Here is a 25,335-nt window from a genome sequence, read left to right on the forward strand (position 1 = left end):
ATATATTTAAAACATATTATTAACGGTGATGTTGTCAATCATTAAATATCGGGATTTTATTCGTTTCGGTAACGAATAAGATGTCGAAACCGCAGGGGTTTCGACCTACAGGGGCTGGTCAAAGTCCCCTCTCGAGAGGGGATTCAGGGGTGTGTAGAGCAGTTTGGGTAACACACCCCGTCTCTGCCTGCGGCATAAATGCCTCCGGCGGATCCACCCCTCTCAAGAGGGGATGAAGATGGATACCCGATCAGGTCGGGAATGACAAAAAAGGGGGTCGGGAATGACAAAAAAGGGGGTCGGGAATGACAAAAAAGGAATGGGAATGACAAGAATGGGGTGGGAATGACAGACTTTTTTCGGGAATGACAAAATAGAAATGGGAATGACAAAAAGGGGCGGGAATGATTCAATGCGGGGCAGACGAAGGAAGGCGTCTGCCACCCACGAAAACAAGAACTTAATATGTGCATTTCCGTATAACCAATTATCAGTAAGAAAATAGTCAGGAGAGCGGGACTCCTAACCTACCAGGATAAGAATAATATACGACAGATAAATCGGCAATAGTATTTTGGCCGGGAAAAGTGTTATATTACGATATGCTTATTCCGGGGGTGAAAAATAAATTGCTGATTGTCGATCTCGAGGCGACCTGCTGGGAAGGCAATGAGCGCGGGTTGCATAAGATGAATGAGATGGAGACAATCGAGATCGGGGCGGTGATGGTCGATCTTGAGGATCGCGAAAATATCCGTGAGTACGATATATTCATCCGGCCGGTGCGCAATCCGATCCTATCCGAATTCTGCAAAAATTTAACCTCGATCAGCCAGGGCGATGTTAATAATGCAGAGCCATTCCCGGTGGTGTTCCCCGGATTTCTGGAATGGGCCGGGGATAGGAATAATTACACCTTCGCCTCATGGAGCGGTTATGATAAATGGCAGTTCGAAAACGATTGCCTGTACCATAAGATCGAGTATCCATTTACGACTCATTTCGATATCAAGAAATATTTCGCCAGGGCGCATAATAATCAAAAAATGGGACTGGGTCGGGCCGTCAAAAAGAGCGGTCTGGAATTTGAAGGGACACATCACCGGGGAATCGATGATGCCCGCAATATCTGGTATGTCCTGAAGAAAATAATCCGGGATAACGATCAACTCAGCCTGTTTTAGAGGCGGCGCTTTTATCGAGATGCGGCGGATGGGGAAAAATCTGGCGGCCGCTACTGAACCATTTCAGGATAGAATAACCCATGAAATTGATCATGACGGGGAGCCGTTTTTCTTTTGGTTCATGGAAAGTGGTGAAAAATCCGGCCGCGGCCATTCGGAGAAGGCTGGAGACGGCAAACAGGATCTGGTAGTTGATAATTCTCTGCGAGCCGACCATCCAGGTGAAATCGATCAGGCTCTGAGCGATAATGCCGCCGATGATCGAGGCGACAAAGAAAGCCAGGCCGGTTAAAAGCGCGAACATGGCCAGGTAGATGGTGCGTTCGCCTCTGGGGCTGTTGGCGATGGGGATGTTGAAAGCGGCCAGGTTGAAGCCGGTCCAGAGGATGGCGGAATAAATCACCTCGGGGATCAAGATCCAGCGGTTGCCCGGATTCAGGAAGAGCCAGATGAGGGGGATGGCGGAAATCCCGAAGGCGCAGAAAACAACGACCGGTTTACAGCCGAAACGATCGATCAGTTTCCCCCAGGGTTTATTCAGGAGTATGGCCACCACCGCGGCGGCGGCCGAATAGAGGGAAATCATGGTGAAATTCATGCCGAGGTAATTGAGCATGTGGGGTGCGAAAAACGGGGCGGCGATTCCGATGGCCAGATTCCAGCCGATGAAAACCTTGGTTAACTGCCGGAAGTCTTTGTTTTTCAAGGGTTTGAAAAGATATGATAAATTTACCGGGGGAGGGGCGATTCTGGTGGCGGGATCGGGTACGCGGTTTAACAGGATTACGGCGGCGAGCGCGAAAACGCAGGCCGAGGCGATCAGAATGGCGAAGCCGGTGTTTTCCAGGTCGATGGGGCCGTACTGGTCAAGGATGATCCCTCCGGCGAGAGTGGAGACGATAGTTGATAAGGCCACGGCGGCGCTTCGAGTCCCGAAATAACGGCCGCGGATTTTGTCCGGGACCAGATCGGCCACCCACGACATCCATCCGACGGTGGCAATCATGATAGCGATATTGGAGATAATGACGATCGCAATCATGGCCTCGAGCCGCCAGGAACCGCCGAAAACCAGGATGGGGACAAGCAACCACCAGGACTGGCGGGCTATCGCGGAAAACCAGATGGTGATCTGTTTTCGTCTGCCGGTGCGGTCGATCAGGTAGGCCGAGAACAGCTGAGCCACCTGGGCGAAAAAAGGAATGGCGGCCAGGAGGCCGATTTCGAAATCGTTGGCGCCGAGCATCAGGGCCAGACCGGTCAGGAAGGCTCCCCCGGTCAGGGTGATAAACACCGTCGCCAGAGAACCCTCGACCGTCAGGATGGTCAGCCAGCGGCGCATGATCTCGTGGTTATGGTTTTCTCTTATGGCGGTTGTTTTCGTCTCCATCGTAAATTAGCCGGTTCGCGATTCGATTACTTATATATCGGCATTTTTCAGGCAGGCAATTTTGTGCAGTTATACAAAGTTGTCAAGTGGGTTGTGATTTTTCCGGATTGTTTTATGAGAAGGGGCGGGTAAGTTGTCTCCCCGCCCCTTTTAAATTCAAGCCGTTTTCTGGTAGAGGTGGACATCCGTTTGCGGGTAGGGGATGGTGATACCGTTTTCATCGAAAGCCATTTTGATTTTTTCGTTGAGGTCGAAGAAAACGGCCCAGTAATCGGCGGTTTTGACCCAGGGCCGGACGGCGAAATTGACCGAGTTATTGCCCAGTTCAACCACCCGGACCACCGGGGCGGGATCTTTGAGAATACGCTGATCAGTATCGATTATACCAAGCATGATATCGCGGGCTTTTTTGATATCATCGTCATAGCCGATACCGAAGACCATGTCAACCCGTCGGGTTTCCATGGCCGAGTAATTGGTAATATTCCCCCCGGTGATGGCGCTGTTGGGGACAATGACTTTTTTGTTGTCCGGTGAATTCAGGGTAGTGCTAAAAATCCCGATAGATTCGACCGATCCGCTGGTTCCCCCGGCCTCGACATAATGACCGACCTCGAAAGGCCGGAAGATGATCAACATGACCCCGGCGGCGAAATTGGAAAGCGAACCCTGGAGGGCAAAACCGACAGCGAGACCGGCGGCACCGATGATGGCTATGAAGGAGGTGGTTTCGACTCCCAGAGTACTCAATGAGGCCAGGATGACCACCACCAGCAGGGTGATCCGGGTCAGGCTCAGGACGAATTTGATAAGGGTTTTATCGCTTCCCTTTTTTTCAAGGATCCGGCTGATGGAACCGGTGATAATTCCGATCACGATCCGCCCGATGACGAAAATCAGGATGGCCCCAATTATCTTGAGGCCGTAGGCTGTTCCCCAGGTGGCCAGCCAATCCAGAATTTTTTGCATTTCCATGTTATTTTCCTTCCTTTGAAATTACTGATAATTCAGTCTGATTATAATGACATTGAAAGGAATTGACAATTGTTTAGTCCCGATTATATTAATCCGGTGATGATTATGTTTTTGAAAGACCGGCATTCCGGGCGGCAGGGCGCATTTGTCCCGGTTCCCGGTATCTCCCGATATCAGCCGAAATCATCATCCGGTCTCCAGGATGAGTAATCATCGATCAAAATTCTCAAGATCATTCGTAATAACAGTAAACCGTCAACCATAAATATCAATAGAGGTAAAAATGGCCATCATATTAAGCGGGTCCGAGCTGACAATCGAGAAACTGGTTCGGATTGCCCGAAATAATGAAGCGGTCGAGCTTCACTCCGAAGCTGTCGAGCGGATCAGAAAATGCCGGGCCATGCTCGAGAAAAAAATTCAGGCGCATGAAATCATGTATGGTGTCAATACCGGGATCGGTGAGTTTTCCGAAGTGGTTCTAACCGATGAGCAGGTCAGGGATTTTCAGAAGTACCTGATTTATAATCATTCGGCCGGGATAGGCGATCCGGCGCCGATCGAGTATGTTCGCGGGGCTATGGCGGCGCGGATCAATGTTCATGCCCACGGCAATTCCGGGGTGCGCCCGGAGGTAACATTGACGCTGGTGGAAATGCTCAATAAGGGTGTGACACCTTTTATTTGCCAGAAGGGATCGGTCGGCGCCTGCGGCGATCTGGCGCCGATGTCTCAGATTGCACTTCTGATGATGGGTGAGGGGAAAGCCTATTATAAGGGGGAGTTGCTTGAAGGCAAAGAGGCCCTGGACCGGGCCGGGATTCCGGTGCCGGGATTGAAGGCGCGCGACGGACTGGCGGTAATCAACGGGTCCAATGTATTGACGGCGATGAGCGCCATATTTCTGTATGATGCCAACCGCTGGTTGAAACAGGCCGAAATCGGGGCGGCCATGTCACTGGAAGCGCTCAAGGCCAATATGAAGCCGTACAGCGCAAGATTACACGAAGTGCGCGGTTTCATAGGGGCGGTTCGTTCGGCCGAGGCCATCCGAAAAGTAGTCGCCGGGGGCGACCTGGCGGAAAACCGGGTTAAATGCAAGGTGCAGGATGCTTATTCGATGCGGTCGACGCCGCAGGTGATCGGTGCGGCTCATGATGCCCTGGCATACGCCCGTTCGCAGGTCGAAATCGAACTCAACGGGGTGGGTGATAATCCGATCTTTTTCCCCGACGAAAATCTCCAGCTGTCCGGGGCCAATTTCCAGGGGACGCCGGTGGCGGTGCCGATGGATATGGCCGGGGCCTGTATTACCATGGTTTCGGTAATGTCGGAGCGACGGATGAACCGTCTCAACAACCCGGCCCTGTCGGTCGGACTACCGCCATTTTTGACCAAGGGCGCCGGGATGTTTTCGGGAATGATGCTTTCGCAATACACCGCAGATGCGCTGATTGTCGAGCAAAGAATTCTGTCCAGCCCAGCCTCGATTCAATCGATCCCGGCCGCGGCCGATCAGGAGGATTTCGTTTCGATGGGCATGAATACGGCGATTAAGAACATGCAGATTCTCGATAACGCTTATGGTATTCTCGGGATCGAAATGATGGCGGCCGCCCAGGCGCTCGATTTCCGCGATTACAAATTCGGCAAGGGGACTACCCGGGCCAAAGAAATCATCCGTAAGCATGTCGATTTTCTCGATATTGACCGGCCGCTTTATCCGGATCATACCAAAATGAAGGAGCTGGTTAAATCGTGCGAAATTCTCGAAGCGGTTGAAAAAGAGGTCGGACCGCTGGAATAAATAAGACCATATCAAGCCGCATCATGAGGAGCATGGTGCGGCTCGACATGATGACGGGGGGCTGAAAGCAGGGAGGGAATATGGAATACAGGGTTATCTGGGTGAAACGGAAATTCGTTTTCGATCTACCGCCGGAGATGTTTCCGATAGTGGTTGACCGCCTCCGGGGAACGCCGGCCCGGCTTGAAGAAAAGACGCTATCGCTATCAAAGGAAATTCTCACAAGGAATGAAGGAGATTCCTGGTCTATTCAGGAAATCGCCGGGCATCTGCATGACGCCGAGCAGCTCTGGCATGGGCGGATCGATGATTTCCGGGCGGGGGAGAAGGAATTCCGACCGGCGGATGTAACCGGCCGGATTACGATTAAAGCGAATCATAACAGCGCCGACATAAAGAATCTTCTGGTGGAATTTCGTAAATCGCGTCTGAGGCTGGTCGATCGCTTTGCGGAAATGACCGAAGATGAGGTCTCGCAAGCGGCGTATCATCGGCGGCTGGACGTAAATATGCGGGTGATCGATCTGGCTTTATTCATAGCCGAGCATGACGATCATCACCTGGCCAAAATCACCGATATGATTGAGAATTACAGCAAGTAGCCTTTTCACAGAATGAAGGGCTGATAAAAGGGCATATCTTTTGCATTTTGTAATTTCCGCCTTAAATTGGATGGCTGTATGGTATCTTAATACCAGCGGTGGTGGTGGCAGGGGGGGAACTCTGATTTGTTTTCCCATAAAAACCCGTTTAATAATCACCATTCAATAAATGAAACCCGTCTCATAAGAAAATCGTCTAAAATCTTAGAATCGGTTAAAATCAGACGGGAGACACCATGCGTAATTTTTTAATCTCACTAATCGTCAATATCCTTTTTCTGATACCGGCCGCCTATGCCGACTATTCCGAAATTCGGAATCTGGACCTTGAGGCCGATGGTATCGGTGTTATGGTAATTGACTGCGGGGCCGGATTCTTGAAAATCGAGGGAGCGGAAAATCTGGACAGGATCGAGGTCAAGGCGGAAATCGTTATCGAGGATATGTCGGGGAACAAGGCCCGGGAATATATTGAAAAATACGCCAACCTGAGTCTCGAGAACAAACATGGCCGGGCCGTATTGGTAAGTAATTTCGAAAACACCAAGACCTCGTTCTGGTCGCTATTTAGAAGTCAGTCGGCCTTGATTAACCTGACAATCATGGTTCCGAAGCAGATGAATCTTGAAATCGATGATGGTTCGGGGGATACCTGGATCAACGAGATAAAGGGGGATATTTATCTCGATGACGGTTCCGGGGATCTGGAGCTGACCAATATCAACGGTTTTATCGAACTTGATGATGGTTCCGGCGATGTTCATCTCTCACGCCTTGACGGCGATATCAGGGTCGATGACGGTTCAGGCGATATCCGGGCCGATAATGTGGCCGGGACAATCGAAATCGACGACGGCTCGGGGGATATCGAGGTTCGGAAAGTCGACGGCAATGTTGTCGTTGATGACGGTTCGGGCGATATCGAGATCAGTTATGTGACTCAGGACGTCAAGATACTCGATGACGGTTCGGGTCAAGTAAAAATCGCTCATGTCGACGGCCGGGTTAAAAGATAATCCCGGCCGCGGTCGATTATTATGGATGCGGCTGATCGGCCGGTTGTCCCGGAAGATTCCAGGTGGCCTTGCTGTTAAGATCGCGCTGGACAATGAACCATACCGCCGGTGAAAAGAACAGCCAGAGGATAAAGATTACCCAGCGGTCGTTTTTCTTTTCAAAAGCCTTTTCATAGAGCTCGCTGTACTTGTAGTCAGCGTAAAGATTGGCAAAGGGAATAAAAAGGAGGAAGGTCCATAAGCCGGGTTCGGCATAAGGGTCATTTGCAATTCTTTTCAATTCCGAGGCTGTTTGATAAAACCAATAAAAGGCGTAAAAGCCCAATGTGACAATCATAATAAGCACTTGAAGCCACATATTACGATACTTTACAGATTGATCCATCGAAATTCTCCTATCTTATTAGTAGTCCCGTTTTTGAAAAACAAGCAGGGTTGCCAGAAAGACAACAACGGCAAAACCCAGGGTCGAGAAGACCGGGTAGGTATTGACAAATCCTTCGCCGCGCATAAGCGGCTCGAAATTACCCGCCATTTCACCCATCTTCGGAGCGATATGATAAACCGTATTCAGAACGGTTTTCCACACCGAATCCCCGAGAAAGCCATAGACCACCTCACGACCCATAAGCAAATCAGTGGCAATACGAATGATGAAGTAGCCCATAATGGCAATTGCCCCGGAGCGGCTGGCGGTGCCGATGGCGAAGATGATTATATATATGACCAGAAAATAAACGAAAGCGAACAGGAGGCCATAGAAATAATATCCCGAAAAATATCCCAGACGAATCGAAATGGCCAGCCAGATAATGGTGGTTACAATGGCCATGATGGCGCACATGATGATATACACGGCAAGAAACTTCATCGTCAGCAGGGTCATTCGATTAATCGGTTTTGACAGGAGTAATTCCACCCGCCCCTTCTTCAGGTATGAGGGAAGGAATCCCGCTGAACCGAAAACCATCAGGAAGATCAAAAACCCGAGAAAGGCATCGATAAACCCCGCCAGAACTTCGGTAATCAATTCCGGGGATACCAGGTCACTTCCCATCACCGATTGACCGTCGATTTTAAAATTGGGAATAAGGACAATAATCAGCACCATGAACAAAGTCAGGGCGGCATAAAGGAAGATAATTTTGCGACTGGTGATTTCCAGGAGTGAATCGGTCAGTATGGCCAGGAATTTATTCATTGCCGATATTCCCCCTGATAAGACGCATGAAGCTTTCCTCGAGACTTATTTTCTCCGGGATTACCGAAATAATCCTGATACTGTTATCACGTAACAGGTCGATCAGGCCGTTGATCTGAGTGGCTTCCTCAAGAGATAGTATAATCAGGTTTCCGTTTACAGTCGCTTTGGGAAACTCGTCTTTGACCATTCGTTCCAGATCCTGCTGATCATTTTCAACCATCACCCGGTAGGCCGGTTTGGTACCGATCAGTCCCATAACAGGACCGGATTTAATCATTTTGCCTTTGTCGAGAATAGCGACTTTATCGCAGATAGTTTCCACCTCGGCCAGCAGGTGGGAGTTGAGAAAGACGGTTTTGCCGGATTTTTTCAGGTCCAGCAGGATATTACGGATTTCATGACGTCCGATCGGATCAACGCCATCGGTAGGCTCGTCGAGGAAGATCAACCAGGGGTCGTTGATTAACGCCTGGGCCAATCCCAACCGCTGCATCATCCCCTTGGAATATTTTCTGATCCTGGTATCACGCCACTGAGTCATGCCGACGAGTTCCAGCAGATTATCGGCGGCGGTTTTTATTTCCTTTTTTGACATCCCGGTCATGCCGCCGTAACATTGCAGAAACTGAAAACCGGTCATATAGGAGGGGAAACGGTGATTTTCGGGGAGATAGCCAATTCGGCGCCGGGCTTTCCAGGAATTTATTTCATGGCCGTTGATAGAAGCAGTTCCACCGTTGGGATGAAGGGAGCCCAGGAGTATTTTCACCAGGGTAGTTTTACCGGCCCCATTGGGTCCAAGCAAGCCGAAGATTTCTCCTTTGGCCACCTCCAGGCTGACATCGGAAAGAGCCTGGATCGGGCGGCCGCCAACTCCTCCGGAAAAACGCTTGGAGAGGTTTTGTATTTTGATACTCTGGCTTGAATCAGTCATGTTTTGTTCGATTTCCGAAATGTCGAATTGTCCCACAGTTAAATTATTGTGATCCGGATTAATTAAGACAATTTTACTATGGATGGCAAATAAAAAGCGGTTGTTCGGGGGAACTAACAGGGCGCATAAGCATATTGCTGTTCGGCAGGATTATACTGCCCTGGCCAGCGACACCAGACCCCAGATAACCAAGCCGATAATAATCAGGGGAATGGCCAGAGTGGCCACGGCCATTCCGATTCCGACCACCGCGCCGATCAGACCGGCGACAAGCCCGATAAAACCGCCAATCAAGCCGATAGCCAGACCGAACAGGCCGGCCAGAAGCTCAAAGCCGCCGCCAAAGAGTATTAAAATCAGGAGGACGATTAATATCCCCGTCAGGATCGATTTAGTCATGAGATGCCATCACTCCTTGTTTTTTTTAAATATACGGCCATGACGGACGGGTGGTTTCATATATCGCGATATGGGAGTCGTTCCGGGATTTAAAAGACAATAATAATTTCGAGATTTATCTTTCGACTTTTACATTTCGTAAAAACAGCGCCGCCTCTTCCGGGGCGACGGTGTTGATATAGATTCCCGAGCCGATTTCAAAACCGGCGGTAATGGCTATTTTGGGGATAATGACCATGTACCAATGAAAATATCGGGCATCTTCATCGCCTATCGGGGCCGATCTGATAATGTAATTATAATCGGGGTTATGCAGGCCGAAATATAGTTTGCCGAGAATTTCCCTTAAAATCCAGGCCAGTTCATCCTGTTCTTCGGCGGAATCGAGGTTAAGGAAACTGGGGATATGTCTTTTGGGATAGATTCGGCACTCGAACGGAGAGCGGGCGGCATAGGGGCAGAAAGCCGCGAAATTATCGGTTTCTTCGATGATTCTTTCCTTTTGGTCGATTTCTTCGCGGACCATGTCGCAGTAAACGCAACTGCCGAAATCATCATAGTACTGCACGGCCTGTTCTATGGGATAGCGGACATGAGGCGGGACAATCGGGGTGGCGATTATCTGCGAATGGGGGTGGGCCAGCGAAGTCCCGGCCCGGGCTCCGTGATTGCGGAATATTGTCACCAGGTTGATTTTGTCGTTTCGACTTATTTCGGTCTGGCGGAGCTGGTAAGCGCGGAGAATATTGGCCACTTCATCAAGAGTCATCAGGGCCGGATTCATGTCGTGGCGGGGATGCTCAATAACGACGTCGGCAACTCCGAAGCCCTTGGCGGCCATAAAATTTCCGACCCGCGTCCGGGTTACGGCCAGGTCCGGTTGCAGAGAGGCATATTTGTTGGGCACCACCCGAACCTGCCAGTTGTCATTATCCGGAAAAACGTAAACCGGTTTTTCGGTCTGGTTCTCATTATCGCGACAGAACGGGCAATCGGGCTCATAATCATTGAGGGTTTTTATCGGCGGTTGATTTTTGTGGTAATCAGATGGTCTTTTGCCTCGTTCCGGGGCCAATATAACCCATTCCTTGGTGGCCATATTCTGTCTGAATTCCGGCATGATAACTCCTGATAAAAATGTAATTCCCTCACCCAGGAATACAAGATTAAAATTATACGATCAATGGTCGTCGCTCCGGAGAAAATCCGGCTGTCATGATCGATACTATTTAATACGTTTTTGAAATTTCGGTTCACCTCGCGAAAGCAGATTGGCCAACTGGATATAGGAGTTGAGTTTTTTATCCATGTCGGCCGCTATTTCGGGCAGGGAATCGGCCAGGTTTTTTTCCAGATAGGGGGTATCATTCAGATTGAACAATTGTTTAAGGGCGTTAACCCAGTGAAAATAGAACTTATTTCCGACAATCATCCCGGTTTTTTCTTCATCGACAATAACGGCGAAGCCGGGATCATCTTTTCCAAGATGGAACTGATCCCGTCCCCAGGAATGGATTTTGGCTTTCGATAGAATCAGTCCGGCCAGGGTGGGAATGATATCCACCTGGCTGGCAGTGCGATCGATCGTAATGGCGCTGTCGCCAAGTATTCCCGGGGCGTATATGAGCAGGGGAATATGAAATTTATCCGGGTCAAGAGGGTAACGGCTGGACTGATGGGGGCAATGATCGGCCGTGAAGACAAAGATGGTACTGTCGAACACCGGATTGCCCCGGAAACCATCGACCAGCTGACCGATAGCCCAGTCGGAATAATAGAAAGTATTCAGCCGATCGTAATCGGGGACGGTATCGGCGTACAGTTTGAATCGGTCATCGGGGATGAGATATGGTTCATGGTTACTGATAGTCATAATGGTCAGGTTAAACGGGCGCGGATAGCGGTCGATATCTTTAACCAGTTTTTTAAAGACGACATGATCGAAAATCCCCCATTTACTCAGGCGCTCGGTATTATCGAAGGCTTTTTCGCCGTAGAATTTGGAGTAACCGACGCTTTTGAGAAAGCCGCGCATGTTATCGAACTCGATATCGCCGCCATAGGTAAAAATCGAAGTGTAATCGAAATCATCCAGCACCTGCGCCAGAGAGCGAAAGGGATAATCGGCGGCGTATCGTTTCATAATAGAGCGGCCAGGGAGCGAGGGAAAGGAGCAGGTGACGGCCGGAATTCCGCGATTGGTGCGAATGCCGTTGGCATAGAAATCGGTAAACAGGATACCATGTCTGCTAAGGCTGTCGAAACATGGGGTCAGGCCGAGGTTTGAACCCAGAATCCCGATTTGGCCGGCCGCCCAGCTTTCCATAATGACCAGGACGATATTGGGATGAAAGCCGAGGGTATATTCAGGTTCAGTCACATAGTCAAGGCTGTAGTTTCCCGGGTTGGGATCGGGATTCAGCTCCAGCATGCCCGCCACGGTCTTATACGCCTCGTCATTATCATAGAAGGAAAAGCGATGGATATGATATCCAAACAGGGTTTTACCGTCTTTGAGCTCCTCGTATATGGAATGAGACAATGAGAAAACAGGATTAAGAGAAAGCTGATTTAGAAATTGGCTATCACTGAAAAAAGCGATTCCCCAGTCGATTCCTTTCATCCCCAGCCGTCCCCTGATACCAAAGGCCAATAGAGCGGTGACGATCAAATATATCAGGCCGTTTCTGAAAATTCGGCGGGGCGAATGATAACTGGAGAAACGGATGAAAATCCATCTTATGACATACATAAATAAAACAGCGGTGACAATCCAGATCGGCAGTAAGAACCAGAATGAGGTGTCGGCTTCAATGCTGTAAAAGAACATCCCCGGCGATTCAAGATATTCGATGGCCCAGTAATTCATGCGACTGCCGAAGTGCTCAAAAAATCTCAGTTCCGCGACGCTGATGAAGAGCGATAGGATAAAAACGACAGCCAGCGGCAGGATAAAAACCGCCCGGTCGAGCTTTCGTTTGAAGTTGATGAATGGCAGAAGGGAAATTAAAAAGAGGGGGAGTATTATTATTGATACGACGGAGGTATCGAATCGGAATCCGAGCCAGAAAGAATGAAGCAGTTCGACAAACGGGCTATCTCCGACCAGATGCCGGTAATACAGCAGGAACATCAGCCTCATCAGGGTCCCGATAATAATACCAAGCAGATAAATACCGAACCAGATGGAGACTTTGTTGGGGATTCTTTTATACCATGTCATTCTTATAATACGCTTTTAGCGGTCTTAAACCCGGTATATTAATTGTATCCTTGGGCCGCCGATCGATCTCTTTCCTTATGTAATTGTTACAACCAGCGAGCGTCGGTGCCGTTCCAGTAGAAAATTCTTTCCTCGCGGTCTTTTTCCTCGGCCACCAGCCAGTAGAGAGTCCCGGAAGGAACTTTTTCGAAGACCAGCGGTCCGGTTCCGGCGGTTTTTTTGCCAAACGACTGCCACTCGTTATTATTCCAGAAAAGCAGTTCATATTCCACCCCGGGTGTCAGTTTGACACGAGCGACACCATCGGTCGAGGGAGCGTGTTCCATGGTGGTGGTTTCGGTGAGGCGGAGGGTGACGGTGTTAATGGTATCGGCGGCAAACCGGGCCGTGGTATCGCCAAGAAGGACCGGCGCTCCACAGGGGACGATGCTTTTATCGAGATACAATCCGGGAAGATAAATGATGTCCTTTCCCAGGTCAGTGAAATAAGCGATATTAAGCCCGTTGCTGTCCTCGATCCGGGCCCAGTCGATAGCCTTCCATTCACCGGAATTGAAAACACAGATATAGGCAATATCTATGGAATCGGGAGCGGTTTCATCGAAAAGGAAAGTATAATTAACAACAGGAATATAATCACGGGTAACATCGAGATAACTTTTACCCGCCAGCCAGCCGGGCACGGCCTCCTGTTTTTTTGTCTGGAAAGTCAGGTTATCTTTTTGCTCGGCAAAAGTCTTTCGATAGACCTTGGCCAGTTTGTAAGCCAGATGGTAATCCCCGGGATTACTCTCGGCTCCCATAAATGGAATCACCCGGCCGTCGGCTGTGACAATGGCGTTCCAGGCATGATTATTACCGGCGTTGGCCCAGTATGGGGTGTAGTCGCTGGTCACTGCCAGGCCATTGGCTCGAAAGGCATAGATGGTGATATTGGTCATATCCTCACACCGGCCCATCTTATGATCCAGCATTTCTTTTAAGCCCAGATCAGTCGGATGCAGGTAGAAACGTCGGTCGAATCTGAACCAGGCGCGGATATCATTATTGATGATAGCGGCGGCTTCGATCGGATCGGTGGAATCCTTCATGCGGGATTCGATATCAGCGTATTTTTCCATGAAATACCGGCGCCAATCCTCCAGCGGTTCATTGCTTCCGCGGTAAGGAAGGACATAATTGCAGAAATTATTAAACGACAGATTCCCGGCCCAGGGCTTATGGCGCCAGGCTTCAAAGGCCAGGTCGATTTGATTAATAAGATAATCGGCCGTGATGATGTCTTTATCATAAATAAGGGTGTCGCGATCGAAATCAAGAGTGCCTTTTTCGGATTCGAGCGAATCGAGGGTTTCCAGGAGTTTATCATAAGTTTCGAATGAAAGGACATCAAGGTCGATTTCCTGATCAGTCGAATCATGAAGATAATAAGTCACATAGCAGTGGCCCTGCATATTGCCAATCAGGAAATGGGCGGCGGCCAGTTTCAGAGTATCAGGGTCGGTTTTATAATGTTCCAGAACCTGCCGCAGTTGGGCGGCATTATCCCCGGCATCCGATAAGACGCCGGAAACATCCTCCGGGCAGGGACTTGTCCGGGTGCACGATGAAATTATCAGCGTGAGGCCCACGATGATAACGTTTAAACCGAGATATAACCTGCCTGTCATTTAATCCTCCGATAAAGAATGACTCCGTCTGCAATGATTAAAGATGGTACGATCTTTAACCATCGATGACAAGCATTAATTACGATTGGGCGCTTTACTCGACCGTGTTGAAAAGTCGATTCCAGCGGATGCGCTGAGGGAAATGGGCCGCATTATACAGGAATAAGCGGGGAACCGAAAGCGGATCGGTCAGGCTGACGGTTGGCGCCTCGGGATCCTCGGCCCAGGAAAAATGAATTATCATCGGCCGCCCGACGATAAGATCTTCGGGTACCGGTCCCCAGAAACGGGAATCATAGGAATTATCGCGGTTATCACCCATCATGAAGTAATGATTTTCGGGAACGACATAAGGGCCCCAATTGTCACGGCTGTTCTGATTGCCGGAGGGGCGGGGCATTACTACCCGGCTGATATATTTGGAATCCGGGGCATCGGGAACGGGTTGTCCATCGACATACAGCTGTTTATCCCGGATTTCGACGGTTTGGCCGCCGACCGCGATACATCGCTTGACATAATTGATTTTCCGATCGCCGGGGAATTTGAAGACCACAATATCGCCGGGTTGCGGTTTTTTGATGGCCGGCAGGCGCCAGTCTGTCAGGGGGATGCGTGCCCCGTAGATAAATTTATTACAGACAAAAAAATCGCCGATCAAAAGAGTATCTTCCATTGAGCCGCTCGGAACCTGCATAGTTTCCGCCACCCCGGTCTTGATTATCATGGCCAGGGCAAAGGCCCAAAGAACGACCTTGATATTATCTTTAAGGCCTGATTTTGAATGCGGTGTCATTAGTCGATCCTGATGCCAGAAAGTTAATTTAATATTATATCCCCCGGGGGATATGATTGGTTCCCGATTTATTTATCATCTTCCACGATCACGGCCGTCCCGTAGGCCAGAAGTTCGGCGGCGTGATTCATGATTTGCGATGTCGAAAATCTGGCATTGACGATAGCATTGGCGCCATCCTTGACCGCTTCCTCGATCATGCGATCAATGGCCTGTTCACGGGTCTCGGCCAGCATCTTGGTGTACTCCCTGATTTCCCCGCCGATCAAATTACGCAGGCTGGCCATAATATCTTTTCCGATATGGCGGACCCTGACCGAATTCCCCCTGACCAGTCCCAGCTGTTTGATGATTTTCTTGCCGGGAATAAAATCTGTCGTGACAACGATCATCTTTGAACCTCTCTGTAACGATCACGTGTGTAAGCAAACAATCGCTCTCGAATTGCGGAAACAAGCAGTACGACCATTCCGAGACCGCCGGCTCCGATACCGATTTTTAAAATAAGCGGTTGGGCCGGGTCCATGAAGAAACCTTTGACCAGGCAAAACAGGGCGAAGCCCAGGATGATTATAACCCCGATGGAAAGGAGAATCCATCCCAGTCCCAGTTCCAGGCGGCGATAGAGACTGCGCCAGTAATGATCCCAGACATGTTCCGGAATATCGGCATAACGCATAGCACCCGTCACCTCTTTCAGCCGGAGAAAAGTATTCATTTCCTTCCGGCATTCCTCGCATCCGGCCATATGTTTTTCGAACTCGGTTCTCTCTTCGGGCGATAGTTCGCCGTCGATATAGCCGGACAGCATAATCCTGTAATTTTTTTCATTTAAATTCATCACATAACTTTGCCAGTTTTTTTCGCGCATAATACAGGCGCGACATTACCGTTCCTTTCGGGATTTTAAGCAATTTGGCTATTTCATCGTATGATAGCTCCCGAAAGTGTTTCAACATCAAAATTTCCCTGTCCTCGAAATCAAGCTTCATCAGGGCATTTCTCAAGCATATGGCCTCCTCCTGTCTGATAAACTTTGTCTCCGGATTGCTCTCTTCCACCAGTAAAAAAGTGGTATCGTCAATATCGACCTCCTTTGACTCACGTTTTTCCCGACGTTGAAGGGTGTCTTTGCAAAGGTTGGCTATGATGGAATAAAACCAGGGGAAAAAGGACTGCGACGGATCGAACCGCCGGGCGGATTTGAAGACTCGTATAAACGCCTCCTGCGAGATATCATAAGCCTCATCCCGATTACCAACCATTCCCAAGGCCAGGTAGTAAGCCTTTCTTTTATATCTTTCGACCAGTTTTTTCATGGCCGCCTTTTGGCCTTTCTGCACGGCCGCCATCAGGCCGCTGTCGTCGATTTCGATAGTCTTCAAAGGATATACCCGGCTGATTTGGTTTTATTCGATTTTATGCCGATTTTTGGTCAATTTTAATAATATTAATCAATGGAAATGTTGATACCGTTTGGGAGACTGATCATCCGATCAATTTCCTTCCTGCGTTCCGGCTTATTTAACTCTCTGATAGATATAATCTTACGTCCGGACCTTCCTTTGCTGTCGGTTTTTTCGACGGCAAAATGATGATCAGCCAGCCCGGCAATCTGATGGAGATGAGTGATAACTAGCAGTTGCGCCTCTCTGGCGGCGGCCGCGAGTCTTCCGGCAACCAGATTGGCGGTTTGCCCTCCGATTCCGGCATCGATTTCATCGAAAACCATCAACGGGCGAAATTCCTTATAGTACTTTTTATCGGCGGCTTTAATAGCCAGCATGATTCGGGATATTTCCCCTCCTGAGGCCGTCCGGGCCAACGGCTTGAATGGCTCGCCGGGATTGGCGGAAATAAGAAAGCGACCGGTTTCCCATCCCAACGGTCCAGGTTTCAGTTTTCTTTTCTCGAACTCGATTCCATCCGGGTCGGACTCATAATCAAATTCAAACTCGAATCTGGCGGCTTCCATCCCGACCAGTTCCAGTTCCTGTCCGACTCTTGCGGCCAGATCGGCCGCGGCTTTACGTCGTTCGGCGGATATTTCACCGGCTTGCCTGCAATATTTATGGCGCAGATCTTTTTCTTCCGTACCCAAGATTCGGAGACGATCATCGACATCGATTTTAACCATCAATTGTTCATTAATCCGTGTGAGGGTGGTCAGTATGGCTTCCTCGGATCCGCCGTATTTTTTCTTCAGGCGGTAAATCTCGTCGAGCCTGAGATTGATTGCCTCCAACCGCTCGGGGTCATCGGGGATATCAGATAAGTAAGCTTCGATTTCGGATCGAAGTTCCTCGAGATTGATAATAGCCTGATCGAGCATTTCGGCCTTTTTTTCAAGTGATTTGTCCAACCCCGCCATGGTGGTCAGTTCCCGGCGGCAGGTATTCAATATTGACAGGGCGGTGCTATCATCACCGTCAAGAAGAGACAAGATGAGATTCGATTTTTCACCCAGCACCTGGGAGGAATCGAGAATTTTGCGTTCCGCCAGAAGTTCCTCCTCTTCGCCGGCGCGGATACGGGCCTTTTCAATTTCCTCTTTCTGGAAGAGCAATAACTCCCGTTCGTTACGTTCGGTGTCGCGGCGGGCTTCAAGGCCGGCGAGATCCCGTTTAACGCCCTGCCATCCGTGATATACATCCTGAAGGGCTTCGATCGGGTGGGTCAGTCCGGCATAGCGATCGAGAAATAACAGGTGGTTTTTTTCATCGAGTAATTGCTGATGTGAATGCTGGCCAAATAACTCGGCAAGATGGGCGGTGATTTCGCGCAACTGCACCAGCGGGACCATCCGGCCGTTGATAAAGCTCCGGGAAGCCCGATTTTCGGGGATTTCCCGGCGCAGGATGATAATGCTCTCCTCGTATTCAATTTGGAGGCTATCGAGTATGCGTTTGATGGTATCGTTACCGGAGAGATCGAATTCACCCTCGATTACGGCCAGTTTGGTGCCCGACCGAATATCGTCCTTGTCAGCTTTTTCGCCGAGTAGTTGGGCGATGGCGCCGACAATGATTGATTTCCCGGCCCCGGTTTCGCCAGTCAGGACATTCAGGCCCGGTTTGAAATCGATTTCCAGACGATCGACCAGGGCGAAATTTTCTATGGCCAGATGTTTTAACATAATGTCTATTTCTTGCGGCTTTTTATCAGGTTGGCGATTTCCTCGGCCAGCCGCCGGGCGGTTTCATTATCGCCGTCATCTTCAGCCGCTTTGAGTTCCGCTTTCAGGCGGTCAATAATTCTCTCGCGCCGGAAATAAAGGATTTGATTTAAGTAATCCCGAATCATGGTTGGGGCGTTGTCGCGATTCCAGTCGCGGTTGGCCAGTGCTGTCAGATCGGAAATCAGGGATTTATCCTCGAGCAGATCCACCAGAGTATCAACCGTAACCGCCCCTTCGGTTTCGTAAGCCGACAGGATATGAGCATATAAACGTCCCAGTTCAGTCATCTGGAAATCATCAGAGGACAATTTACCCCGGACGGTATCAATGAAATCAGGGAAATTAATAATGAGTGAGAGGAGATCACGTTCAAAATCATTGACCTTGCGCGGTTCCCTGATTTGAGTCGTCGGCCGTTCCTGTTTGAGAGCGGGAGCGAGCAGATTAAAAAAGCTACCGGGATCAACCCGGAGAATAGAAGCGGCTTCGGTTATAAAAATATCGCGGCGGGTTCGATCGCTGAGGCGTCCGGCCAGTTCGGCCAGTTCCTTGATTAGTTTTTCCTTTCCGATAATCCCCTGTTTTTTCAAATCGATATCCCGGGTTCGGAATTCCAGGTAGGGAAGAGCCTGTTCCCGGATTTTCTCAATACCATCGGCGCCGCTTTTGACGGCGACGGAATCAGGATCCTCGCCCTCCGGGGGGACCATCACTTTGACCTCCATCCCGGCATCATAGAGAACATCAACCGATCGCACGGCGGCGGTCTGTCCGGCCGAATCGGCGTCGAAAAAGAGGCAGGCCATTTCTGCGAAGCGAGCCAGAAGGCGTGCCTGGGCCGCGGTGAAGGCGGTTCCCGATGAGGCCACCACATTTTTAATCCCGGCCTGATGAAGCGAAATCAAATCGAAATATCCCTCGACAATAATAACCTCGTTTTTCTCCCGGATAGACTGGCGGGCGAAATTTAAACCATAGAGGACATTACTTTTGGAATATAAAATTGTTTCGGGGGAGTTGACATATTTGGCCGGTTCGCCTTTTCTCAGGGTTCGTCCGCCGAAGGCGATCGGTTTATCGCTCAAATTGAAGATCGGGATCATCAGGCGCTGGCGAAAACGGTCGTAGTATTTATCGTTTTTTTCCGAATAGCTGACCAGTCCTGCTTTGACCAGTTCTTTGGGGAACAGTTCTTTTTTCAGGGCATAGTTGAGAAAACCGTCCCATTCTTCGCCGGCCAGGCCGATTTGAAAGAATTCGATCGACTGGCCGGTTAGTTTGCGGGTTTCTTTGAGGTACCGGGAAATCTGATGCCGGTAGCGCTCGATTCGCATGGTCTTGCGGAAATAATCAAGGGCCACCTGGTGAGCATAGTGCAACCGCTCCAGCTCTTCTTTATAGGCACTGCTGACTTTTTTCTCCGGGATGGTAATTCCGGCGCGGGCGGCCAGATGGCGCACCGCTTCGACAAAGGTCATATTTTCATGTTCCATGAGGAAAGTGAAAACATTACCGCCTTTGCCGCATCCGAAACAATGGTAAATTTGTTTGTGGGGTGAGACCGAGAATGAGGCCGTTTTCTCATCATGAAAAGGACAGAGGGCCAGATAATTCAGGCCGCGTTTTTTTAGCCGGATGTACTGACTTAAAACATCCACGATATCGCTTGACTGGCGAACCTGTTCGATTATATCCTGTGGAATAATACCGGCCATTATTTCAGCTTCACAATCGTTACCCCGGCGCCGCCCTCATTCCAATCGCCCAGACGGAATTCTTTTACGGCCGGATGTTGTTTTAAGAAAGCGCCCAGGTTTTTACGCAGGGCGCCGGTCCCTTTGCCGTGAACGACATAAATCTGAGTCAAACCGGTCAGGACCGCCGAATCGAGAAATTTGTCCAGCGTCTCTTTGGCCTCCTCCACCGTCATGCCCATAAGATGAATTTCCGGACCGGGGGCCGAGAGATCGCGGGCTCCGACACTGCCTCCGGTCGCTCCGGAGTCTTTTTTATAATCAGTGATTTTTTTGAGTTCTGTCACCGGCACGGTACTCATGATATTTCCGATTCTTACTTTAGCCCGGTCATCACCGGCGAGACCGACGAATTCACCTTCTCTGCGGAGGGAATCTATCAAAACCATATCGCCGGGTTCCAATTGGTCGGGGCGGCTTTTTCGGGGAATATATTTGTGCTTAAGATGATCTATCTTAGCGGCGCGATCTTTCAGGAATTTATGAGTCTGTTTGACCGATTCACTCGAGGCCTTGCTCTCGCGGATCTGTTTGACCAGGCGCTCGATTTCTGTCCGGGATTCGTAGAGGGTTGATTCCAGTTCCCCGAGATGACGTTTCTTTATCTCGTCGATTTCAACTTCCAGGTTATTTATCCGGGTATTGTACTGCTCCTCGAGCCGGGAGGCGCTGGTCAGTTTCTGCTCCAGCGCGGTTTTATCATGACGGAGAATCGACAACTCCTTTTCCAGCGATTCTATCAGCGTGGTCAGGGAGCGCTCGCCTTTGCCAAGCAATTGGGCCGCGCGGCCGGCGATATCCTCGGGCAGGCCGAGGCGCCGGGCGATTTCAACGGCATAGGATCCGCCCGGGATGCCGACCTGAAGGCGGAAGGTGGGGCGGAGGGAAGCCCGGTCGAATTCGTATGAAGCGTTTTCTATTTCCGGCTGAATCATGGGCAGGGTTTTCAACTGGGAATAATGGGTTGTCACAATCAATTTGGCTCCGCGGCCAATCAGTTTGAGGATGATGGCCTCGGCCAGGGCGGCACCCTCCTTGGGATCGGTACCGGCCCCGATTTCATCCAGCAGAACCAGACTTTCAGAACCGGCATGGGAAACGGCATAAATAATCTGCCGGATGTGCGAGGAAAAGGTGGAAAGCGATAACTCGATCGATTGTTCATCGCCGATATCGGCAAAAACGCTTTTAAAGATGCCTATCTCGGAATCGACGCCGGCCGGGATATGCAGGCCCGACTGAGCCAGCAAGACCAGCAGTCCAACCGTCTTAAGAGCCACCGTCTTACCCCCCGTATTGGGTCCGGTGATAATCAATGCCTGGCGGGAATCATCGAGAAAAAAATCATTGGCGACAATTTCCTTTTTATTACCGGCATAGTACCAGAGAAGGGGATGCCGCGCCCGCATCAAATGGAGTTTGCCGCCGGTTATCAGCCGCGGCTGCCGGCCATCGGTCTTGATGGAAAAAGCCGCGGCGGCATGGATGTAATCGAGAATCCCGATCAACTCGCAGTTGGCCAGGAGTCGATATGAGCCTTCACCGATGAGGGTAGTGATATGTTTTAAAATCCGGTCGATTTCCAGCCTTTCATCCTGCATCAGATGAACCAGCCGGTTATTAGATTCGACCACTTCGTTGGGTTCGACAAAAAGAGTAGCCCCGGATTGGGAGCGGTCGTGGATGATGCCGGAATTGTGATGAAACTGCCCGGCGATAACCGGGATGACATAACGCCCATCGCGCTGCATAACGGTATCATCCTGCCACCCGGGGGATTTGGCTTTTTCCTGGAGGATATGTTCGAGCCGATGGATCAAGTTTCGTCGGGTTTCGCCGATATCGCGGCGAAGCTGTTTTAATTTCTGCGAGGCACCATCCAGGATTTCCCCGTTGAAATCGATAGTTTTAACGATTTCTGATTTAATCTCCGGAAAGGGATGCAACTCGGTCAGATATTCAGTAATGCGGGGGAAATTCTGCCGTTCCGAGCGGGCATAATCATGCAGTTCGGCGGAGATATCTATCAATTCCCTTATTTTCAGAATATCTTTGGGATCGAGACGCATGCCCTGAGTCCGGGACTGAACAATCAATTTGGTAACATCCTCAAGACGGGCCAGGGGAAAGGCATCGCCGAATTGAACGATATCTTTCATCTGGGTGACTTCATCGAGCCGGACGCAGATCGATTCCGGATCGACCGACGGGCCGGTGCGGTCGATCAGGTCGATTCCGTAGGGCGTCAGGCAGAGACCTTTCAAGATGGAAAGGATTTTGAAATATTCCAGGACGTCCAGGGTATGTCTGTCAAAACCGTGTATCATGGTACATAATAAATAAAAAGCCGGTAAATTACCGGCTCAAATATAAGAATTTATCCCGTTTATCAAACAGCTTATTTGATTAATTCGACTCCCGGGATCCGAAATAGCGGTCCATCTGGTAAATTACCCGGTAAACCTGTTCCCGCGATTTGGAGAGTTCCTGCCGATCGGTACTGGAGAGATCAGCGGACGGTTTTTGCAACAGGGTTTTTTCCACCTTAACCATGAAACTGGGATTTTTGGGGTGAAGCGTGGAGCTTCCCTCATAAAGGGAGGAGAGGGTTTTGGCAAAGGTCGGTCCGAGGAAAGATTGGTCGAAATCCGTATAAAAGCGGTCGGGCATGGGGATAAGAAATACAACAAAGGTCAGGAAACTCAGAATCATCCAGCCCCTCAAAGCACCGACAAAAGCCCCCCCGAGCTGATCTTTTTTCCCCAGCCTCTGCAGGTTGGCGAATTTGTAGAAAAGCATGCCGAGCAGTTTGAAAACGGCGTATACAAAAGCCAGCAGAATAATGAATGACAGAATAGCCGTCAAAAGCGGGGAGCCGCCCAGCTGTTCATAGACTTTGGTAGCGATTATATCAATATAATTGATGGAGACGATAACGGTCGCGGTCAGGACGACCAGGGCCATCAGTTCCCTGACAAGTCCTTTTTTAGAACCGATAATGACCGCCGCTACCAGAAGAATCAGAAGGATTATATCAACATAATTCATTGCCACACTCCTTTATGGCCAATAAATTTCTGTTTGAGTCAGTTACCGCCCCCGGACAACAGGTCGCGCACCAGTTGATTGACCAGTTTGCCATCAGCCTGGCCCTTGACTTTGGGCATCAGGTCTTTCATGACCAGACCCATCTTGGCCGGGGAGTCCGCACCGGTAATCCTGATAGATTCCCGGATTATTTCCCTGAGTTTATCCTCGGAAAGTTGCTGGGGGAGATATTGCCGGATGAGTTCCAGTTCGGTCGATTCTTTTTCAACCAGGTCCATACGGTTGCCGGCGCGGAATTGCTCGATCGAGTCCCTGCGTCTTTTGGCCGCGGCCGATAACACCCCGACGATATCATCGTCGGTCAGTTCCTCACCCTTTTCGATATTCTTATACTTAATATCAGATTTTAAGCCCCGAAGGAGAGTGACTTTATCCTGCTCACGGGCCTTCAGGGCTTTAATTAAATCGTCGTCAATTTTTTTCAAGAGCGACATAGAGGTTACTCATCTGTCTTTTGAAGCTTGCGCATTTTGCGGCGAGCCGCATTCAGCTTTCGTTTCCGTCGTTCAGACGGTTTTTCGAAGTGCTGACGCTTCTTAATATCTGAGAGAATGCCGGTTTTCTCACAAAACTTATTGAAGCGGCGCAGGGCTCTTTCGAATGATTCATCATCACGAACCCTAACACCCGTCATCTATATCATCCCTCCTTTCGGGCCATTTCGGCGAAAAATATACCATAGCAATCAATTATAACACAATTACATATGATGTCAACATAATATTTGAAGATTTCTAAAATACTTCCTTTTAGATCGAAGATTTAAACTTAAGCTTTACCCCCCCGGCATTGGACAAGAAATGAAAATGGATATGTTCGATAATCTGGCCGGCGGCCGCGCCATTATTTAATACCAGACGAAAGTTATTTTCCAGACCAAGCTGGGCGGCGATGGTTTTTATGGTATCCAGAAGCCTTAAAAGTAGATTTTCAGGTAATTCCGCCAGCCTTTCATAGTGGATCCTGGGGCAAACCAGAAGATGAATTTCGGCTTTGGGGAAGATATCAGCAAAGACGATCACCGTCTCATCCTCGAAAAAGACCCGGGCCGGTTTTTTCTTTTCGATTATCTCACAAAACGGACATTTCATAGTAACCTTATTTTAGTCAATAACTGAGATTCGGACAACAGTTAAATCGGCAATAAGTCGCTGGGCCTTAATTCTATAGAAAATGCCCAAAATGACGATAATTAAATGAGCAGCCAATTTTGCAACTTAGGGGTGTCATGTTAGCAATCATCGGATTAATCGTCGTGCTGGGCTCAGTAATCGCGGGGTATATGATGGAGGAGGGCCATCTGCTGGTCCTTTTTCAGCCGGCGGAATTCCTTATTATCGGCGGGGCCGCACTGGGATCTCTTTTAACGGCGACGCCGGTGAAAATGATGAAGAAAATGATCTCCCAGTTATTGGGGATTTTCGGTTCCGGTCCCACCAGTAAAGACTATACCGATCTGCTGGTGATGATGTATGAGTTATTCAATGTGGCTCGAAAAGACGGCTTGGTCGGACTGGAATCCCATATCGAACGTCCGCAGGAAAGCTCGGTTCTGACGAAGTACCCGAAATTTTTGAAAAATGAGCACGCCCTGCATTTTCTCTCGGACACCATGCGTCTGATCATCATGGGCGGTATCCCGGAACATGATCTGGAAGCTATGCTGGATCTGGACCTGGAACTTCATCATGAGGAAAACATCAAACCGTCCAGCGAGCTGACGACGGTGGCCGATTCCCTTCCCGGTCTGGGTATTGTCGCGGCCGTTCTAGGGGTGGTTATCACCATGGGCGCCATCGGAGGTCCGCCGGAGGAAATCGGTCATAAAGTCGGGGCGGCCCTGGTCGGGACTTTTCTGGGTATTCTGTTATCCTACGGGGTGGTGGGACCTCTAGCCCGGAATATCGGTCATATGAGTGAAACCGAGGCCAAGTATTATATCTGTCTCAAGCAGGGACTTCTGGCCTTCCATAAAGGTTTTGCGGCTTCGATCGCGGTCGAGTTCGCGCGGCGGATTGTGCCCAATGAGGTTCGCCCGGAATTTGTTGAGGTGGAAGAAGCCTGCCGCGCCGCGAAAACCAAATAACGCAAATCC

The 25,335-nt window shown here is 49.7% G+C and carries 25 protein-coding genes; 5 read left to right on the top strand and 20 right to left on the bottom strand.

Going from position 1 to position 25,335, the window contains the following annotated elements; all coding sequences use genetic code 11:
- The first annotated feature begins 602 nt into the window (after positions 1-602).
- On the top strand, positions 603-1,184 hold the full coding sequence (locus tag JXQ28_10725; GenBank protein ID MBN2278204.1) for an exonuclease domain-containing protein: 582 nt from the start codon (positions 603-605) through the stop codon (positions 1,182-1,184).
- Here the strand turns inward: JXQ28_10725 and JXQ28_10730 are convergent.
- Together JXQ28_10730 and JXQ28_10735 are read right to left on the bottom strand one after the other, a co-directional pair.
- Positions 1,171-2,574: an MFS transporter gene (locus tag JXQ28_10730; GenBank protein MBN2278205.1), complete on the bottom strand. Its 1,404-nt coding sequence runs from the start codon at positions 2,572-2,574 to the stop codon at positions 1,171-1,173. The two genes, JXQ28_10725 and JXQ28_10730, sit on opposite strands and share 14 nt — an antisense overlap.
- Positions 2,575-2,730: 156 nt before the next feature.
- A complete protein-coding gene (locus JXQ28_10735) occupies positions 2,731-3,543 on the bottom strand; it encodes a mechanosensitive ion channel (GenBank protein MBN2278206.1) in 813 nt (270 codons plus the stop codon).
- Between the two features lie 289 nt (positions 3,544-3,832).
- Here JXQ28_10735 and JXQ28_10740 point away from each other — a divergent pair, with 289 nt between their 5' ends.
- The 3 genes from JXQ28_10740 (at position 3,833) to JXQ28_10750 (ending at position 6,974) form a co-directional block, all read left to right on the top strand.
- The gene (locus JXQ28_10740) at positions 3,833-5,356 is read left to right on the top strand and encodes an aromatic amino acid lyase (protein MBN2278207.1); all 1,524 of its coding nucleotides are present in this window, start codon (positions 3,833-3,835) and stop codon (positions 5,354-5,356) included.
- Between the two features lie 80 nt (positions 5,357-5,436).
- Positions 5,437-5,958, top strand: coding sequence for a DinB family protein (locus tag JXQ28_10745; protein ID MBN2278208.1), 522 nt, complete (start codon positions 5,437-5,439; stop codon positions 5,956-5,958).
- 236 nt (positions 5,959-6,194) lie between these two features.
- Positions 6,195-6,974: a DUF4097 family beta strand repeat protein gene (locus JXQ28_10750; GenBank protein MBN2278209.1), complete on the top strand. Its 780-nt coding sequence runs from the start codon at positions 6,195-6,197 to the stop codon at positions 6,972-6,974.
- A gap of 19 nt (positions 6,975-6,993) precedes the next feature.
- On the opposite strand, the gene JXQ28_10755 is transcribed toward JXQ28_10750, so the two are convergent.
- The 18 genes from JXQ28_10755 to JXQ28_10840 all read right to left on the bottom strand — a co-directional run bounded on the left by JXQ28_10755 (position 6,994) and on the right by JXQ28_10840 (position 24,331).
- Positions 6,994-7,359 carry a DUF4234 domain-containing protein gene (locus JXQ28_10755; protein ID MBN2278210.1) on the bottom strand — a complete coding sequence of 122 codons (366 nt, stop codon included), beginning with the start codon at positions 7,357-7,359 and terminating at the stop codon, positions 6,994-6,996.
- Between the two features lie 18 nt (positions 7,360-7,377).
- Positions 7,378-8,175, bottom strand: a complete 798-nt coding sequence (locus JXQ28_10760) for a hypothetical protein (protein ID MBN2278211.1) — start codon at positions 8,173-8,175, stop codon at positions 7,378-7,380.
- A complete protein-coding gene (locus JXQ28_10765; GenBank protein ID MBN2278212.1) occupies positions 8,168-9,112 on the bottom strand; it encodes an ABC transporter ATP-binding protein in 945 nt (314 codons plus the stop codon). Before JXQ28_10765 ends, JXQ28_10760 begins: the two co-directional genes overlap by 8 nt.
- A gap of 150 nt (positions 9,113-9,262) precedes the next feature.
- The gene (locus JXQ28_10770) at positions 9,263-9,511 is read right to left on the bottom strand and encodes a hypothetical protein (GenBank protein MBN2278213.1); all 249 of its coding nucleotides are present in this window, start codon (positions 9,509-9,511) and stop codon (positions 9,263-9,265) included.
- A gap of 115 nt (positions 9,512-9,626) precedes the next feature.
- Positions 9,627-10,631, bottom strand: coding sequence for a galactose-1-phosphate uridylyltransferase (gene galT / locus JXQ28_10775; protein MBN2278214.1), 1,005 nt, complete (start codon positions 10,629-10,631; stop codon positions 9,627-9,629).
- Between the two features lie 105 nt (positions 10,632-10,736).
- On the bottom strand, positions 10,737-12,734 hold the full coding sequence (locus JXQ28_10780; GenBank protein ID MBN2278215.1) for a sulfatase-like hydrolase/transferase: 1,998 nt from the start codon (positions 12,732-12,734) through the stop codon (positions 10,737-10,739).
- Between the two features lie 86 nt (positions 12,735-12,820).
- Positions 12,821-14,404, bottom strand: a complete 1,584-nt coding sequence (locus tag JXQ28_10785) for a transglutaminase domain-containing protein (GenBank protein ID MBN2278216.1) — start codon at positions 14,402-14,404, stop codon at positions 12,821-12,823.
- A 94-nt stretch (positions 14,405-14,498) separates the two neighbouring features.
- Positions 14,499-15,200 carry a signal peptidase I gene (lepB, locus tag JXQ28_10790; protein ID MBN2278217.1) on the bottom strand — a complete coding sequence of 234 codons (702 nt, stop codon included), beginning with the start codon at positions 15,198-15,200 and terminating at the stop codon, positions 14,499-14,501.
- A 68-nt stretch (positions 15,201-15,268) separates the two neighbouring features.
- Complete coding sequence (locus JXQ28_10795) at positions 15,269-15,592, bottom strand: YbjQ family protein (GenBank protein ID MBN2278218.1); 324 nt, start codon at positions 15,590-15,592, stop codon at positions 15,269-15,271.
- Positions 15,589-16,041: a zf-HC2 domain-containing protein gene (locus JXQ28_10800; protein MBN2278219.1), complete on the bottom strand. Its 453-nt coding sequence runs from the start codon at positions 16,039-16,041 to the stop codon at positions 15,589-15,591. The genes JXQ28_10795 and JXQ28_10800 overlap by 4 nt, the downstream gene beginning before the upstream one ends.
- Entirely contained in the window at positions 16,028-16,585 is a 558-nt protein-coding gene (locus JXQ28_10805) for an RNA polymerase sigma factor (protein ID MBN2278220.1), read from the bottom strand. Before JXQ28_10805 ends, JXQ28_10800 begins: the two co-directional genes overlap by 14 nt.
- Before the next feature lie 65 nt (positions 16,586-16,650).
- On the bottom strand, positions 16,651-18,336 hold the full coding sequence (gene recN / locus JXQ28_10810; protein ID MBN2278221.1) for a DNA repair protein RecN: 1,686 nt from the start codon (positions 18,334-18,336) through the stop codon (positions 16,651-16,653).
- 5 nt (positions 18,337-18,341) lie between these two features.
- Positions 18,342-20,093, bottom strand: a complete 1,752-nt coding sequence (locus tag JXQ28_10815) for a DNA primase (protein ID MBN2278222.1) — start codon at positions 20,091-20,093, stop codon at positions 18,342-18,344.
- Complete coding sequence (locus JXQ28_10820; GenBank protein MBN2278223.1) at positions 20,093-22,459, bottom strand: endonuclease MutS2; 2,367 nt, start codon at positions 22,457-22,459, stop codon at positions 20,093-20,095. The genes JXQ28_10815 and JXQ28_10820 overlap by 1 nt, the downstream gene beginning before the upstream one ends.
- Positions 22,460-22,538: 79 nt before the next feature.
- Positions 22,539-23,180: a CvpA family protein gene (locus tag JXQ28_10825; protein MBN2278224.1), complete on the bottom strand. Its 642-nt coding sequence runs from the start codon at positions 23,178-23,180 to the stop codon at positions 22,539-22,541.
- A gap of 38 nt (positions 23,181-23,218) precedes the next feature.
- Positions 23,219-23,674 carry a GatB/YqeY domain-containing protein gene (locus JXQ28_10830; protein MBN2278225.1) on the bottom strand — a complete coding sequence of 152 codons (456 nt, stop codon included), beginning with the start codon at positions 23,672-23,674 and terminating at the stop codon, positions 23,219-23,221.
- A 5-nt stretch (positions 23,675-23,679) separates the two neighbouring features.
- Positions 23,680-23,874: a 30S ribosomal protein S21 gene (rpsU, locus tag JXQ28_10835; protein MBN2278226.1), complete on the bottom strand. Its 195-nt coding sequence runs from the start codon at positions 23,872-23,874 to the stop codon at positions 23,680-23,682.
- Positions 23,875-23,989: 115 nt separating this feature from the next.
- Positions 23,990-24,331 (bottom strand): HIT domain-containing protein, encoded by a 342-nt coding sequence (locus JXQ28_10840; protein MBN2278227.1) that lies wholly within the window; start codon positions 24,329-24,331, stop codon positions 23,990-23,992.
- A 137-nt stretch (positions 24,332-24,468) separates the two neighbouring features.
- On the opposite strand from JXQ28_10840, the gene motA reads away from it, so the two are divergent.
- Positions 24,469-25,326 carry a flagellar motor stator protein MotA gene (gene motA, locus JXQ28_10845; protein ID MBN2278228.1) on the top strand — a complete coding sequence of 286 codons (858 nt, stop codon included), beginning with the start codon at positions 24,469-24,471 and terminating at the stop codon, positions 25,324-25,326.
- Positions 25,327-25,335 lie beyond the last annotated feature (9 nt).

It is taken from the genome of Candidatus Zixiibacteriota bacterium (assembly GCA_016933955.1).
In the GTDB taxonomy this organism is placed as follows: Bacteria; Zixibacteria; MSB-5A5; order GN15; family PGXB01; genus JAFGTT01.